The sequence below is a fragment of the Gemmatimonadota bacterium genome (genome assembly GCA_016712265.1).
Taxonomy (GTDB): Bacteria; Gemmatimonadota; Gemmatimonadetes; order Gemmatimonadales; family Gemmatimonadaceae; genus RBC101.
Genome location: JADJRJ010000031.1, coordinates 298,877 through 314,302 on the forward strand (window position 1 = coordinate 298,877; position 15,426 = coordinate 314,302).

General features: G+C 68.7%; 12 protein-coding genes. 9 read left to right on the forward strand and 3 right to left on the reverse strand.

Features of this window, described 5'->3' with window-relative positions; genetic code table 11:
* Positions 1-7: 7 nt before the first annotated feature.
* From IPK85_22295 to IPK85_22315, 5 genes are all read left to right on the forward strand, one after another.
* Positions 8-3,031: a hypothetical protein gene (locus IPK85_22295; GenBank protein ID MBK8250097.1), complete on the forward strand. Its 3,024-nt coding sequence runs from the start codon at positions 8-10 to the stop codon at positions 3,029-3,031.
* A gap of 80 nt (positions 3,032-3,111) precedes the next feature.
* Positions 3,112-3,777, forward strand: coding sequence for a response regulator transcription factor (locus IPK85_22300; protein MBK8250098.1), 666 nt, complete (start codon positions 3,112-3,114; stop codon positions 3,775-3,777).
* A gap of 75 nt (positions 3,778-3,852) precedes the next feature.
* Complete coding sequence (locus IPK85_22305) at positions 3,853-4,182, forward strand: hypothetical protein (protein ID MBK8250099.1); 330 nt, start codon at positions 3,853-3,855, stop codon at positions 4,180-4,182.
* Positions 4,179-5,240 carry an OmpA family protein gene (locus IPK85_22310; protein ID MBK8250100.1) on the forward strand — a complete coding sequence of 354 codons (1,062 nt, stop codon included), beginning with the start codon at positions 4,179-4,181 and terminating at the stop codon, positions 5,238-5,240. Before IPK85_22305 ends, IPK85_22310 begins: the two co-directional genes overlap by 4 nt.
* On the forward strand, positions 5,237-5,740 hold the full coding sequence (locus IPK85_22315) for a hypothetical protein (protein MBK8250101.1): 504 nt from the start codon (positions 5,237-5,239) through the stop codon (positions 5,738-5,740). Before IPK85_22310 ends, IPK85_22315 begins: the two co-directional genes overlap by 4 nt.
* 227 nt (positions 5,741-5,967) lie before the next feature.
* Here IPK85_22315 and IPK85_22320 read toward each other — a convergent pair whose 3' ends face one another.
* Entirely contained in the window at positions 5,968-7,371 is a 1,404-nt protein-coding gene (locus IPK85_22320; protein MBK8250102.1) for an aminotransferase class V-fold PLP-dependent enzyme, read from the reverse strand.
* Between the two features lie 38 nt (positions 7,372-7,409).
* Between IPK85_22320 and IPK85_22325 the strand changes: the two genes are divergently transcribed.
* Both IPK85_22325 and IPK85_22330 read left to right on the forward strand, forming a co-directional pair.
* Positions 7,410-7,859: an HIT domain-containing protein gene (locus IPK85_22325; protein ID MBK8250103.1), complete on the forward strand. Its 450-nt coding sequence runs from the start codon at positions 7,410-7,412 to the stop codon at positions 7,857-7,859.
* Between the two features lie 7 nt (positions 7,860-7,866).
* Positions 7,867-8,868 (forward strand): hypothetical protein, encoded by a 1,002-nt coding sequence (locus tag IPK85_22330; GenBank protein MBK8250104.1) that lies wholly within the window; start codon positions 7,867-7,869, stop codon positions 8,866-8,868.
* A 32-nt stretch (positions 8,869-8,900) separates the two neighbouring features.
* On the opposite strand, the gene IPK85_22335 is transcribed toward IPK85_22330, so the two are convergent.
* Positions 8,901-10,010 carry an ATP-binding protein gene (locus IPK85_22335; protein ID MBK8250105.1) on the reverse strand — a complete coding sequence of 370 codons (1,110 nt, stop codon included), beginning with the start codon at positions 10,008-10,010 and terminating at the stop codon, positions 8,901-8,903.
* Between the two features lie 101 nt (positions 10,011-10,111).
* Between IPK85_22335 and IPK85_22340 the strand changes: the two genes are divergently transcribed.
* Together IPK85_22340 and IPK85_22345 are read left to right on the forward strand one after the other, a co-directional pair.
* On the forward strand, positions 10,112-10,360 hold the full coding sequence (locus tag IPK85_22340; protein ID MBK8250106.1) for a hypothetical protein: 249 nt from the start codon (positions 10,112-10,114) through the stop codon (positions 10,358-10,360).
* Between the two features lie 137 nt (positions 10,361-10,497).
* Complete coding sequence (locus IPK85_22345) at positions 10,498-12,948, forward strand: ABC transporter permease (GenBank protein ID MBK8250107.1); 2,451 nt, start codon at positions 10,498-10,500, stop codon at positions 12,946-12,948.
* A gap of 25 nt (positions 12,949-12,973) precedes the next feature.
* Here the strand turns inward: IPK85_22345 and IPK85_22350 are convergent, their stop codons facing one another.
* A complete protein-coding gene (locus IPK85_22350) occupies positions 12,974-15,355 on the reverse strand; it encodes a S9 family peptidase (protein MBK8250108.1) in 2,382 nt (793 codons plus the stop codon).
* Between the last annotated feature and the right edge of the window lie 71 nt (positions 15,356-15,426).

The following is a 15,426-nucleotide window of genomic DNA, read 5'->3' on the forward strand; positions in this document are numbered from 1 at the left end:
TGGCCTCGTGAGCCGCCGAGCGCGGCGTGGCGCGTTGCGGCGGCTCCTCGCAGCCGGTCTGCAAGGCGCCGGATTGGGAACGCTGCTGGCCATCAGGGCCTTGCCCGCACAGGGCGTGCCGTCGTCCGATCTGCTTCGCGCCGTTCCCCTGACCGACGCCGGGGCGCTCAGCGAACGCGTCACCTTTGTCGTGATGGCCGACGCGGCCGGATTCCTCTGGAGTGGGACCAACGACGGCCTGGTCCGCTTCGATGGGTACCGTACCACCACCTGGCGGCACGACCCGCGTGATTCCACCTCGCTCGCGAACAACACGGTGCGTCGCCTGCTGGAGGATCCGACAGGGAACCTCTGGATCCGGACCGAGTCGTCGCTGGACCGGTTCGATCGCACCACCGGTCGGTTTCATCACTATCCCGTGGTGGCCCGCGAACTGCTGCTCGACCACGACCGCCGCGTCATCGTCGCGGCCGCCACCGGGATCTTCGCGTACGACCCGCGAGGTGACTCGCTGGTTCGCCTGGTGCAGCTGGACAGTACGCCGGGAAGCGAGGACCCGGTCTGGGGGGTCCTGCAAACGGCCGATCGACGGTTCTGGGTCACCACCGCCTCGGGACGACTCGGGGTGACCGATGGGCGCCATCCGATGCAGTGGCAGCAGCTGCCGTGGCGCTTGCCGGTGTTAGGCTACCAGGATGCGGCCGGCGCGCTTTGGGTTGGCCATGAGCGAGGCATCGGCTCCTTCCACCCCATGCGCCGCGACGTCGTGGATCTCACGGCGAGCGCCGGCCTTGCCGTGGCACCGGTCCTCCAGGTGCGACCGGCGGCTGACGGGTCGATCTGGGTCGCGGGCGAACGGAGTGTGGTCCAGCTCCGGCTCACGCCGCAGGGGTTCGCTGGAAGAACCGTGTGGTCACCGACGGGACTGGAACAGCCGGCATGGTTTGTTGCCGAGGACCCCCGCGGGGTTACGTGGATCGCCGGGGGACGCGGACTGCTGCACGTTGATCCGTATCGCAACCCGTTTCGAGCCGAGCCGATGACGGCGGGCTCGACGACGAGGCCGGCCGCGGTCATGGCTGTCGCGCGCGATCCACGAGGACGACTGTGGGTTGGTGCCCTGGGCTCCGGCGTCGTGCGCGCCGATGGCGGCACCGGGGCGCGGGTACCCGACACGCCATGCGGGCGCGACGTGTGGTCCCTCGCGTGGCGCGCGGAGCAACTCTGGATTGGCACCTCCCGTGGTCTCTGCCTGTGGGATTCCCGGACCTCGCTTGCGCGCTCCGTGGGGCTTCGTTCGGATGGGAAGCCGCCACCGGCGGTCCATGCCCTCGTCGTCGACGCGTCCGGGACGCTGTGGGTGGGGAGCAGCGGCGGGTTGTACTCGGTGCGTGGAGCGGCCGTCACCTACCACGCCCTTGCTGCCGAGCCGCCAGCGGCGCGGGTGGAGGGGCTGGCCCTCGCCTCGGGCGGTCGACTCCTCGTGGGGACTTCCAACAGCAACGTATACGTTGTGACCCTGGCCTCCCGTGAGGTGCGTCGTGTGGCCACGGGCGACGCGCCATCCCTGCGCGGGAGCGAGGGTTTCTGGGCCCTCGCGGAGGCCGCTGATCAACGTTTCCTCGCCGGTGGGGACCGGGGCCTGTACCAGGTGGATCCCGCGACGGGTCACCTGGTCGCCCTCGGCGCGGCGCAGGGGGTGCGTGCGCGCACGGTGTACGCGCTCGCACGCGATGCGACGGGCTCGCACTGGATGACCACGGAGGCCGGGCTGGTGCGCTTGCGGCCGTCGCCCGGAGGCTACACGTCGCGCACGTTTACCGCGGCGGACGGGATCTCGATTCGCGAGTTCAACCGGCGCGCGGTGGCGATCGCCGGTGACACCGTCTCCGTCGGTGGCATGGGCGGCATCATCGAGTTTGTCGCGTCACGGCTGCGTGACAACCCGGTGCCTCCTCCGGTGCGGATCGTGGCCGCCGAGCGGCTGGGACCGGACGGCGCCACGGCGATCCCGACCCACGGGCTGGCCGCGGTGCGCCTCGCGCCGGGACAGCGCGGCCTGGCGCTGGAGTTTGCCGCCCTGGGCGCCACGGATGCGCGGCGGGTGCAGTATCGCTATCGTCTGGACAAGGTCGATGACGCATGGGTGACGGCCGACCCCGAGCGTCGCGTCCGGTATCCACGCCTCGCGCCCGGACGGTACGACTTCGAGGTGCGGGCCACAACCGATGGCCTGGCCGAGAGTGTGCTCCGGCTGCCGGTGATCGTGGCCGCGCCCTGGTGGGTGAGCTGGTGGTTTCGCCTCGCCGCAGTCGCGCTGGCGCTATGGGCGACGGTCGTCTCGGTGCGGCGCGTGGCGACCCGCCGGCTGCGCGAACGGATCCGCCACCTGGAGGTCGAGCGACGGGTACAGGGTGAGCGCGAACGGATCGCCGCCGACCTGCACGACCACGTGGGCGGGCAGCTCGCCACGCTGATGTCCGGGATCGAGCTCGCCCAGCTGTCCGAAGCGAGCGGGCAGCACGAGGTGGCGGCGCGGCACCTCCAGTCGCTGGCCGGCGATGCCCGGGAGACGTTGAACCACCTGCGCGAGGCCGTCTGGTCCCTTGGGACCTCGGGACTCACGGCCAGTGGGCTGGCGGACTACATCGCAGAAGCGGTGGAGCGCCGCCAGCGCTATCAGGCGCGTCCGGCGGTGACGGTCCGGCCGGCGATCGCCCGGGACCGCGCGCTGACGTCGGCCGAGGCGATGCACCTGTTTCGCATCGCGCAGGAGGCCGTCACCAATGCCCTGAAGCATGCACAGGCATCTCGCATTGAGGTCGTGGTTGAGGCGCGTGAAGATCACCGTCTCGCGTTGACGATCCGCGACGATGGCCAGCACGCGGTCGCGGCGTCGGCGGATGGCGGGGGATTCGGGGTCCGTGGGATGGCTGCACGCGCGGCCCACCTCGGGGCCAGCTTCACGTGGGGCCCGGGCGACGCTGGTGGGACGTGCGTCACCGTCGTCACCCCGCCGTCGCCACCGTGAATCATGCGCCACCGGGTCACCGGTTTCGGGGATGGACCCGCATGGCGTCGCGGGAGAGACTTCCACACCGGAGGTGAGCGGTGGCCATCCGCGTGCTGTTGCTTGACGATGATCCAGCCTTTCGCCATCGGCTGGCGCAACGACTCGCGTTTGCACCGTCCGTCGTGGTGGCCGGCGCCTTCGCGACCGCGCGGGCGCTGTATGCCCAACTCGACAATGCGCCCACGAGCGCCGACGTCGCCCTCATTGACATCGGACTCCGGGAGGCCACCGGCATCGAGGTCGCTCGGCACCTCACCGACACGTTCCCCGACCTGGGCATCCTCATGCTGACGGTGTTCGAGGACGACGCCCATGTGTTGCAGGCGATCCGGGCCGGCGCCTCCGGGTACCTGCTGAAGGACACGCCGGTGGACCAGCTCGCCGCCGCGATTGCGGAGGTACATGCGGGCGGCGTGCCCCTGTCCCGATCGATCGCCCGACGCCTCCTGCGGCTGGCCGTCGACGCTCCGGAGCGGCCGTCGGTTCCCCCGGAGGAGACGGTGCCGCTGTCCGCCCGGGAGCGAGAGCTGCTGGAGCACATCGTGACGGGAAAGACCGAGGCCGCGATTGCGGTGGGGCTCGGGATCAGTCCGCATACGGTCCGGACGCACGTCAAGAACATCTATCGGAAGCTCCAGGTGACCACGCGCGCGGGGGCGGTGCGCCGCGCGTTCGAACAGCGCCTCGTCGATCCTCCGGGTTGATCACCTACCCGGATCCGGCGATGGTCCCGGGTCCGCGCCCCATGGAGATTGCCGCATCCCCTTCAGGAGCGCGCGGTGGCAACGGTTGGCAGAGGAACGTGGTGGATCGTCGCCTGTCTGGCGTGTGGAGGTGCGGCGCCACAGGCCGCGAACGCGGACCGCCTGGCAGAGATCTGTCGCACGACCACCAACATGGGTGATGGCGTCTGCGCCTGTGTCGGCGACCGGGCGCGGAGCGAACTCTCGGAGCAGGCGCTGGCCTTCCTGGTTGCGTCGATGGACAAGCAGGAAGAAGCAGCTGAGGCCCTAAAGAAGGAACTCACGCTCCAGGAAATCACGACCGCCGGGATGTTCTTCGCGACAGCGCCGGCGGCCTGTGCCGGTGCGCCGAAGGGGGGCGCATGAGCCGATCCTGGTTGTGTGGCACCCTCGCCCTGCTCGTTGCTGCCCCGGCGGCGGCGCAGCGCACGCCACCCCGCCCGGCATCGGACACGGCCGCGTCCTCGATGGCGCCCGGCACCGGGGTCTGGCGCAACTACGACTTTCGGCCGGGCGACAGCGTCTGGTTCGCGACCGACTTCGCGGCGGAGCCCGTCGGGCGCTTTCCGGCCAGTCAACTCCAGTTCGTGCGCGGGAACATGCAGATCGTTGACATCGACAGCAGCAGGGCGCTCGAGGTGTCCAGTGCCAGCGTGTTCGGGATCGCGCTCCCGGCCGACCTGCCGACCGACTTCTCGCTCGAGTTCGAGATCCGCATTCCCGCCCCGAACATCTACACCCAGGTCTTCTTCGCCCCGACGGCCCGTGGCTCGATCGCGCGGTACCCCTTCGACTACTTGTATGTGGGCGGACGGCCCGGGATCTACCGGAAGGGCACGGCCGTCTCCAACCTGTACATGCCGCGCATCCAGGATCGCTGGGTGCCGGTGAAGCTCCAAGTGGATAGCGCGTACAGCATCATGTATGTAGGGCCGGACCGCGCGGCCCAGGTGCCCGTGGTGAACTTTCCGCGCGGCAAGGTGATCGAGTTCGAGTCGACGGGCAACCCACGCCTGCCCACCTACATCCGCAACATCGTCGTGGCGGTCGGGCTCAATGACCTCTACAAGGCACTGACGGCCCGCGGCGAGGTCTCCACCCTGGGCATTCTCTTCGATACCAACAGCGATCGCCTCCTGCCCGAGTCGACGCCGGTGCTCGACGAGATCCGCAAGATGCTCACCGAGCACCCTGACCTGCGATTGCAGGTCGAGGGCCATACGGACGACGTGGGCGATGATGCGTTCAATCTCGCGTTGTCCGAGCGTCGCGCGCGTTCCGTGGTCGCCTGGCTGGTGGCACAACAACTCTCATCGAGCCGACTGACCGTGGTGGGGCATGGTGAGCGGATGCCGGTCGGCGACAACCGCACCCCGGCTGGGCGACGCGCCAATCGACGCGTGGTGCTTCGGAGGCTGCCATGAAATCCTCTTGCCTGGGCGCGCTCGCCCTGGCCCTAATGGCCACGCCCGGCCGCGCCCAGATGGGGATTCCCGAGTTTGACGATCCATGTCGCGCCGAAGTCGAACTCTACCTCTCAATTCCGGCCTACAGCGATGGGCTGTGGGGAAGTACGCAGCTCCTGTCCGATTTCGCCTGGAAGATTCGCGGGGACATGCTGCGCTTCATGAACGACGAGGCCAAGCGGATTCAGGAGAAGCTGCCGGCCGCGAGCCCTGCCGAGCAGGCCGAGATGATGGGGCAGCTCCGCGCGTACCGCGATTGCCTTCCCTGGCTCCTGGCCCTCCTGGGTCGAGTGGAGGCTCGGCTGAAGGAATTGGGCGCCAACATTCTCATCAAGGCCGGACCGACACGTGAACAAATGACGCGCGACGCGCTGTTCAAGGAGGCCGGCGAGAACATTGCGACGATCCGGGCGACGTTGGATCGCATCCTGGCTCAGCGTCGAGGGCTGGGCGCGTAGGTCGTGGCCGGCCATGGGCAAGGCCAGTGCTCGGAGGGTTGACCTATCGGCCTGCTTCGCTCAGCTGCACAACCTCCAGCCCGGCGACGCGTTCAAGCAGATGATCGTTCGTGGGGAGGGCATCGGGTTCTGACGGTTTGAGGGGAAAGGTGAGGCGGGGCCGTGCTTGTGCCGAAGGGACGCAATGGTCAAACTATTTTGACCACTGCATGGAGGTCCCTTCCAGTTCACCCCCGACGCGCGGCCATCACCCGAAGTGCTGCCACCAGCTTCGCCGCATCGGCCGGTGACGAATACAGCGCTGGCGTAACCCGTACGCAGTCTCCCTTCGCCAGCCCCGATCGTGCCACGGTGAAGATCCCGAACTCGTCGAGCAGCGTCCGCGCGATCGCGACATTGCGTTCGCGCGAGCCGTCGCCGTGAAGTCGGAAGCCGGTGATCGCTCCGGCGAGTCCCGGTTCGTCCGGCGTGAGGACGTCCACCCCGGCAATGGAGCGTGCGGGACCGACCCAGGCATCGCGCAGGTAGCGCAACCGCGCCGCCTTGCGCGGAATGCCGATGCGATCCTGGAAGTCCATGGCGTCGGGCACGGTCATGATCGCGGCAAAGTCAGTCGTGCCGGTGTGTATGCGGCTGTCGATCCGGTCGAGCGGGCCGTCGTCGCCATGCGCGCGATCGATGCGGGCGAGCGCGTCCTTGCGGATGTAGAGTGCGGCGACGCCGATCGGGGCCCCCATCCATTTGTGCAGGTTCACGGCGGCGAACGGCACGCCGAGGTCGGGGAGCGAGAGCGGGAACTGGCCGAACGCATGCGCCGTGTCGACCACCACGTCAACGTTCCGTGCGCGCGCCATGTCGGCGATCTCGCGCACCGGGAGCATCAGCCCCGTCTTGTTGTTGGGGTGCGTGAGGAGCAGGAGACGCGTGCGTGGATTCGCCTCGAGGGCCTTGGCGTACACGTCGAGGATTCCCTGGCGCGATGCGGGTTCGGGAATGGTCAAAGTGGCGACAGCGGCGCCACGCCGCGCGGCGAGCGCGTTCATCGCCATCTGCATCGCGGGATAGTCGAGATCGGCGTACAGCACACTGTCACCGGCCTGCAGCTGGTTGTACTGGCCAATGATCGATTGCAGCGCTTCGGTGGCGTTGCGCGCCCAGGCGATTTCGCCCGCTTCGACGCCGAGGGCGGTGGCCACGCGCTGGCGTGCCGCCTGTGAGAGGGCAGGGAACTCACGCCGTGCGAACCAGGAGTTCTCGCGGTTCACGCGGTCCACGTGGCGGTGGTACGCGGCCAGGACCGGGTTGGCCATCATCCCCCAGTAGCCCGCCTCGAGGTTGGTCGCCTTGTCGGTGATGGCGTACTGCGCCGCGACCTCGCGCCAGTACGCCTCGTCCTGCGCGACGGCGGCGGGCGAGCCGGCGGGAGGCGTCGGGAGGCCGCGTCCCGAGCGGGCCAACTCCAGAATCTCGCGCGGCGGTACGAGTGCGGCACGCGAGGCGATCAGGGAGGCGGCGGTGGCGGTGGAGCCCACGGCGGCGCGGCGGAGGAAGTCGCGGCGGTTGGTCATGCTCGATTGTACACCCTCCCGCCGGGTCGGGCGAGTCGCTGGCCGGGGGGCCACGATGGCCATAGGTTCCGCGCCGGACCCGGAGCGGTGGACGGCGCCACGTGAACTCTCCAAATACTGCAGCCGACGCGTGTGTCTTCTGCGAGATCGTCGCCCGGAGGGCGCCCGCCGCGATCGTGCTCGAGGATGGGCACACCCTCGCCTTCGTCGACCTCCGCCAGGCCAACCCCGGCCACGTCCTCGTCATCCCGAAGGTGCACATCCCCGACGTGCGCCACCTGGACGCCGAGGTGGGCGCGGCGCTCATGCACAGCGTCGTTCGCATCACACGCGCCGTCGGCGTCGCCTTTCCCAACGACGGCCTCTCCCTCTGGCACTCGATTGGTCCCGCCGCCTTCCAGGAAGTGCCACACCTGCACATCCACGTCCACCCGCGCCTGCTCAGTGACGGCCTCCTCCAGGTGTATCCCACGTTGCCGGAGAACACCGACCGTCCCACGCTGCACCTCATTGCCGAACGACTAAAGAGCGCGTTGCAGTCCCTCACCTAAGCATCCCATGCGTACGTTCGGCTGGCTCCTCGTCGTCGCCAACCTCATCGGCGCGGCGGCCCTCTACTTCGGCCGTAACGGTGGCGACGCCGCCACGCGCGGGCTCGGCCGCGGCATCGGCGGGCTGCTCGCGGTCCTCGCCATCGTCGCGGCGGTGCTGCTCTGGTGGGGCGGTCGCGCGAGCGGGCGAGGGATCGCCTTCATCATCGCGGGCGCCATCGTCGCAGTCCCGCTCGTCGTGCTCATGCTCTTCATGAGCGAATCGGGGCTCGCCCTGCTGTTTCCCTCACGGCGCGGCATCCCGAAGCCGGGGCCCGTGGTCCGCTACGATTTTCCGGATGCGGCAACGAAGGAGGTCGCGCTGGCGATCGTCATGGGAGACCACGACCGCGTCGACAGCCTGATCCAAACCACAAAGCCGGACCTCGCCGCCCGCGACGAACGCGGCCAGTCATTGCTCGGCATCGCCACCCATCACGCGATGGTGTACGGCGCCACGATGGACTACCTCGGGCCACTCCGGCAGCTGTTGGTGGCAGGCGCCGTCCCGCGACCCGACGACGCGGGACCGGAGGAGCTGATGATCACCAAGCTGGCTCGCGTGACGGGCGAACCAGCCGCGGCTGCATTCGCGATGTTGCTCGAGGCCGGGCTCTCGCCGGACGAGCGCGACAGCGACGGGCGCTCGGTGCTGTTCGACAACTACCTCACCCCCGAAGCAGCGCGCGTGCTCCTGGCCCATGGCGTGACACGCACCCCACGAGACACCGGCAGCGCGCGACAGGAGTGGTCACCCCTCGCGCACCAGGCAGAGCGTGAGAACTGGGCGACGGCGCACGTGTTGCTCGAAGCGGGGGTGCCGCTCGATTACGCCACGCCGCCGGGGTCGAGATTCGCGCAGGTCATGGCCAGCGCCCAGGAGATCGCCACCGAAGCCGACAGCGCCGACGTCGGCTTTCGCGCGTTGGTTGCCGCCGCTGCCGCTGCCCCGCCCCCCGCGCGTCGCTGACCCGCACGGGCGCAACAGCCGCGGAGTGCAGGTCAGACGAGTGTCGCCAGGAACCTCGCGGCAGGCCAGAGCTTGATCCCCTCGTCCGTCACCCGGGCGTCGGCGCCGCGCAGGTGTACCTGATAGGCGTCCACGTTGGGGAAGCGCGCCTTGAGGTACCGGAGCGACGGCGAGACGGCGGTCTGGGCGAGCTTGGCCTCGATCATCAGGACCGGTCGGCGACGTTCGACGACCACGAAGTCGACCTCGCGCGCATCCACATCGCGAAAGTAGCGGAGTTCGAGTTCGCGCCCTTCGGTATCAAACTGGTGATGGACCCACTTGAGCAGGTGTGACGCCACGAGATTCTCGAATCGCGGCCCCTCATCGACGACGAGGCTCCAGTCGTAGTGGTAGTGCTTCTGCTCCTGCTTCACCGCGCGCAGCCGTGCCGCGCCGAAGGGCGGCAGGCGGAAAATCGCGTAGAGGCGTTCGAGGATGTCCAGCCAGCGCGAGACGGTCTGGTGATTGATCTGCAGGTCTTCGCGGAGGGCATTGCGCGAGAGCGGACTCCCGACGCGTTCCGGCAGGGCCAGCATCAGCTGCTCCAGCGCCCCGAGGTCCCGCACCGCTTCCAGGGAGGTGACCTCCTCCCGGAGCAGGCGATTGCGGTATTCCACCGACCATCGCCGCGCCCGCGCGGCCGAGCCTCGGAGAAAGGGCTCTGGAAATCCGCCGAGCGTCAGGAGTGACTCGACGTCCGCGGCCGAGGTCATGCCGAGCTCGGCGACGCTTAGTGGATGCAAGCGCAGGAAGTGGTAGCGACCCTGGAGGGAGTCACCACCAAATCGGTAGAGGTCGAGCCGCGCGCTGCCCGTCACCAGGATGCGGCGTTCGCGCCGGAACTCGTCGTAGAGGCCCTTGAGGTAGTTGCGCCACCGGCGGTTCTTGTGCAGTTCGTCGAACACCCACGTGTCGGTGTCCGGCAGTTCGCGCCGCAGGATACGCTCGCGGTGCGCGGGGATGTCCCAATTGAGGTACCCCGCATCGTCGCGCAGCAGTGTACGCGCCAGGGTGGTCTTCCCGACCTGACGGGGCCCCCCGAGAAAGACCATCTTCTCCGCAAGGTCGGCCTCGAGCTGGGCCTGGAGGTAGCGGCGCATAGGCTGACTATATTACGGCCTATCGTGAATTACAAGCGTGTGTTTCACGATCCACTGCGAACAACCACCGGGCGATCACGCCGGAAGGATCGGCACTGGTCATGCCGAGCGACTGCGTTCGGGGGCCGAGGGCGCCCTGCCTCCGGCGCCTGACGGCTTGCCAGTTCACGCCACTGGTGGCGGACGAGCCCGGGGTCCTTGGCGCGACCCCGCGAGCTGTCCTCTCCCTGGACGGCGATACGCTGCTCCTCATTGGCCTCACCCGGGCCACCAGCACTTCGCTTCTCTCACGGTTTCCGGGGTCGCTGGCACCACACCTCTTTTCCGCCACACCGCCGGCCTCGACGTGATCTCCTCCCCGGGATAGACCGCCATGGGACCCGACGGTCGGGCCGCTGGGGTGCGGAAACGCCAGGTGGAGTCGCTACGTAGGTCCCCACCTCGGGCGGCACTTCCCGGGAACCTGCCACACATCAGGGGATCAGTCATGGAAGGACTTCGACAGGACCTCCGCGTCGCGATGCGACGCCTGCTCAAGCGCCCCGGCTTCACGATCATCGCGATCGTCTCCGTCGGCATCGGCATTGGCGCGAACACCGCGATCTTCTCGCTCGTCAACGCGATCGCTGTGCGCAAGGTCCCCCTCGATCGCCCGGGGGAACTCGTGGACGTCTACAAGTCCATGGCCGGCTTCACGCACGGGCCGGTCTCGTTCCCCGACCTGCGCGACCTGGAGCAGCAAACCGGTGATGCCTTCAGCGCCGTCGCCGCTTACCGCCTCGCGATTGCCCAGGTGGATCGGGACGGGACGTTCGAGCCGATCACCGGTGAGTTGGTGACGGGCAACTACTTCACCATGCTGGGCCTCCGGCCGACCCTGGGGCGCACCCTGCTTCCCTCGGATGATGTAGCGCCTGGGGCGCACCCCGTCGTGGTGATCTCGCACGAGTACTGGCAGCGGAGCTATGGCAGCGACCCCCGAGTGGTGGGCCAGACCATTCGCCTCAACGCGCAACCGTACACCATTGTCGGCGTCGGCCCGCGCGAGTACCGCGGTGGCCTTCGCGTGATGTCCCCGGGGTTCTACGCCTCCCGCATGATGGTGGACCAGTTGAATCCGGCGGTCCGGAACGACCTGGAGCGGCGCGGCAACAACTCGGTCTTCGTCAAGGCGCGCCTCAAGCCGGGTGTTTCGCTGGTGCAGGCGACGAATGTCCTGGACCGCCTGGCGCGCTCGCTCCGGGCCAGTTACCCCGACCAGTGGGGGAGCGAGAACAGTCTTCCCCTGGTGGCCTCGGCGGACGTCATCATGAATCCCATGATCGACCGCGTCCTCGTGCCAGCCGCGGCCCTCATGATGGTCGTGGTCGGGCTCGTGCTGCTGATCGCGTGCGCCAACCTCGCGAGCTTCCTCCTGGCGCAGGCCGCCGATCGCCGACGGGAAGTCGCCGTGCGGTTGGCACTTGGCGCCGGGCGTGGTCGCCTCGTGCGCCAGTTCTTGACCGAGACCGTTCTGCTCTCCGCACTTGGCGGTGCCACAGGCCTCGCGCTCGCGGTCGTGCTCCTCAAGGCGTTGGTCAACGCCGACCTGCCGCTGCCGCTCCCCATCTCGCTGGACCTGTCGCTCGACCCACTGGTCCTCGGGTTCAGCCTCGCCCTCACCGGCATTGCCGGGTTTGCCTTCGGGCTGGCACCCGCGCTGCAGGCGACGCGCCCGGATGTGGCCTCGACCATCAAGGACGAAAGCGTGGGCGCCGGGCGTGGGCGTGCCGTCTCGCTGCGGGGCTCACTGGTGGTCGTGCAGGTGGCCGTGTCCCTCGTGCTGCTCGTCGGCTCCGCGCTCTTCCTGCGGAGCTTCCGGGCTCGCCTCGACATCGATCCCGGCTTCGGGTCCGCGCCAGCGGTGGTGGCGCAGTTGCAGGTGCCGACCACGAGTCGCACCCTCGAGCAGGCGCGCATCTTCTTCGAGCAGCTGAGCACACAGCTAGCCGCGATTCCGGGGGTGGTTTCGGTGGGCCTGACAGACGACCTCCAGCTGAGTGCGCTGAACAACCAGACAGCGGTTGTGACCGTGCCGGGAATCGATCCGCCGCCCGGCCGGCCCGGCCACGGGGTCGACCATGCGCGGGTCACTCCGGGGTTCTTCGATGCGGCCGCGGTGCGGGTAGTCGAGGGGCGTGCCATCGATGAATCGGACCGGAGCGACGGCAACCCCGTGGCCATCGTGAGCGAGGCCTTTGTGCGCAAGTTCATGCCGGGGGGGAGCGCGATCGGCCGGACCTTTCGCACCGGGGAACGGGAGCTGACGATCGTTGGTGTGGCGGCGGACTCGAAGATCCGGGCGCTGGGCGAGGACCCCGTACCATTCCTGTACCTGGCCTTCGCGCAGTCGTCGATTAGCGGGATGACGATCGTGGCCCGCACGCAGGGACGCGCCGAAGCGATGATACCGGCGGTGCTGGAGGTGGCGCGAAAGCTCGACCCCGACGTGATCGTGATGGAGGCAAAGACCATGGAGCGGCACCTGGCGGGCTCACTGCTGCCGCACCGGCTCGGCGCCTGGGTGATCTCCGCGTTCGGCACCCTGGCGTTGCTGCTGGCATCGATCGGACTGTTCGGCGTCGTGAGCTACGCGGTGTCCACGCGATCCCGTGAGGTTGGCATTCGCATGGCGCTCGGGGCGAATGCGGAACAGGTCGTGCGGCTGATGATGGGCGGGGGGATGCGCCTGGTGGGGATCGGCGCGGTGCTCGGCCTGGCCCTGTCAGCAGCGGCAGCCCGGCTGCTGAGCGGTGTGCTGTATGGCGTCAATGCGAGCGACCCGCTCGCGTTCGTCGTCGCGCCGGCCGTCCTGATCGGCGTGGCGATCGCGGCCGCGTGGATTCCGGCGCGTCGGGTGACGCGCATCAATCCCGTGCGCGCGATCAGGGCAGACTAGCGGGGCGCAGCCTCGAAGTCGGGCGCTACCGCCGCAAGAGCCACCGCGCAAAGAACGCCGCCGCACGCTTCGACTGGTCGTATCGCCCGACCTCAGTCTCGATCACGTGCGGCTCCATCGGGTAGTACATCACCTCGAACTCCTTCTCCAGCTCGAGCAACCGCTGCACCAGGCGCGCCGTGTCCTGGAAGTGCACGTTGTCATCCACGAGCCCGTGTTCGATCAGCAGGTGATCCTTCAGCCCCTCGGCGAAGTAGATCGGGCTCGACTTGCGGTATGCGACCGAGTCGACCTGCGGTTGTCCCAGGATGCGCGACGTCCAGCCGTCGGAGTAGTGCGCCCAGTCCGTCACCGGCGCGCGTGAGACTCCGGCGGCAAAGATCCCCGGATAGCGGAACTGCGACATCAACGTCATGAAGCCGCCATACGAGACGCCGTAGATCCCGATGCGCGTCGAATCGATCCCTTGCGTCTTCACCAGCCACTTCGCCGCCGCGACCGCGCCGTCGACGTCCTTCTCGCCCATGGAGTACGCGATGTCCGTGCGATAGTCGCGGCCGAAGCCGGCACTTCCCCGATAGTCGAAGTCCAGCACCGTATACCCCTGCTCCAGGAAGTGGTGCAGAAGCCCCAGGTGTCCGCTCCAGCCATACACCGACCACCCCAGGTGGGCAAACTGCCGATAGCCTCCGCCATGGATGTGGAGCAGCGCCGCCCGCTCGCGATTGGGGCGCGCGGGCTTGTACAGGGCGGCGTACACCGGCTTGCCGTCCGGGTGGGTGATCGAGACGATTTGCGGAGTCACCAGCCGCCGGGACAGCAGCGCCTCTGTGCCGCTGGTGGTGATGCGGCGATCGAGCCCCCCGCCCGCTGGCATGAGGAAGAGGTCCGGGAGTTCCGTTGAGCTGCTGCGCAAGACGGCCAACTGCGAACCGCTCGGCGACCAGGTTCCGGCGTTGCGGCCACCACCCGGCGTGATGCGCGTGAGGGTGCCTCCGGCCGCCGGGAGGGTGTAGAGATGGTCCGTCGCTGCGTCCTGCTCGCTGGCCTGCAGGAGCCAGGTGCGGCGATCCGGCGACAGCGTGGCCCCGCGCACTTCCCACGGCCCCGTCGTGAGCTGCCGGATCACCCCGTTGGGCTCCATCCGATGCAGGTGGCTCCAGCCCCCGCGCTCGCTCGCAAAGACAAACGATCCATCGTCCAACCACTCCAACAGTGTGGGGCCGGTGTTATTGGACTGGATCGGCGGTCCGCCAATCCAGGCGTCGTCGTGGTCGTGGGTCAGTACACGCATGGTACCCGCGGCCGCGTCCAGTTCGGTGATCCACAGGTCCTTGTCATGCTCGCCGACAAACTGCACGAGCGCGCGCGACCCGTCGGGACTCCAGTACGGCCCGTGGGGGATGGTCGACTCAACAGGCGTTGCTGGGCCCCGCGTCGTGCCAGCGGTACTCGCGCTCGGGCCGTCCACCCAACGCACCATCACGCTCTCCGGGGCGACCCCTGGGGTCATCGCCACGACGCCTAACCGGAAACGATCGCGCGGCTCACCCGCCTTCTCCCGTGCCTCCAGCGCGCGCGAGTAGCCGCTGGGGTCCACATAGTCCATGTACCGCGTCGGCGGGCGATTGCTGGCGATCGTCCGCAACCGGAACGTCACCATACTCCCATCAGGAGTCAGCTGGATGTTCTCCACCCGTGTGCCACTCGGCGCAGGGATCGGCATCGGACGACCCGCGCGCGCCAGGGCCGCGCGGACCCCGCCCTGGCGCATCTTCTCGCGCAGTTGTGCCGACAGCGCCTGCGCCTCCGCGGACAAATGCTCCGCAGCTGCCGTGCGAATGGGGCGATCCACCGTCACCCGCGCTGCCACCACCTGCAGCGCCCCGTCCTCGATGTCGTAGCGGTAGAGTGACTCCCCCACCATGAAGTCGAGCGCGGTGCCACTGGCCCAGCGGAGTTGGCTCACCGTGCCGTCGAGCGACGCCACGCGACGCGTCGATGGGCCCCAGAGAAAGACGTTCCCACCGAGAGACCACGCCGCCCGTGTGCGCGCGCCATTCCATGTGATGTTGTCTCCGGGGATTACTTCCCCCGCCGCCGCGGGAATGGACTCCGCGAACTGCCCCTCGCGATCGGTCCGGAACCAGGGATCCTGTTCCGGCACATCGTTCGACGCTGGTTTGGCGTTCCAGCGGAAGTACAGCCAAGCCCCATCCGGGGACCAACGGACATCGCGGGGCCCGAGCCCGAGCCAGCGGTCGTTGCGTGAGGCATCGCGGAGCGTGATGGGCTGCCGCACCGCGGGTGCACCTTCGGAGGTCGCTTGGCGCAGCGGGGTAGGTAGGCGCTGCGCATGGGCGGCGCTGGCCGCGAGACACAGGGCGATGGTGAGGGAACGCGACATGTATGGGGGAGGGGTCACGCCCAATCTGCGCGCCCTCGCGGAGCGGCGCACGCCATTCCCATCCGTGAAAT

Excerpts from the sequence above, each read along its gene's own strand:
- IPK85_22320 (MBK8250102.1), bottom strand. The coding sequence starts at position 7,371 with ATGGCCATCGTGGCCCCCCGGCCAGCGACTCGCCCGACCCGGCGGGAG.
- IPK85_22315 (MBK8250101.1), top strand. The coding sequence starts at position 5,237 with ATGAAATCCTCTTGCCTGGGCGCGCTCGCCCTGGCCCTAATGGCCACG.
- IPK85_22330 (MBK8250104.1), top strand. The coding sequence starts at position 7,867 with ATGCGTACGTTCGGCTGGCTCCTCGTCGTCGCCAACCTCATCGGCGCG.
- IPK85_22310 (MBK8250100.1), top strand. The coding sequence starts at position 4,179 with ATGAGCCGATCCTGGTTGTGTGGCACCCTCGCCCTGCTCGTTGCTGCC.
- IPK85_22340 (MBK8250106.1), top strand. The coding sequence starts at position 10,112 with ATGCCGAGCGACTGCGTTCGGGGGCCGAGGGCGCCCTGCCTCCGGCGC.
- IPK85_22335 (MBK8250105.1), bottom strand. The coding sequence starts at position 10,010 with ATGCGCCGCTACCTCCAGGCCCAGCTCGAGGCCGACCTTGCGGAGAAG.
- IPK85_22345 (MBK8250107.1), top strand. The coding sequence starts at position 10,498 with ATGGAAGGACTTCGACAGGACCTCCGCGTCGCGATGCGACGCCTGCTC.
- IPK85_22350 (MBK8250108.1), bottom strand. The coding sequence starts at position 15,355 with ATGTCGCGTTCCCTCACCATCGCCCTGTGTCTCGCGGCCAGCGCCGCC.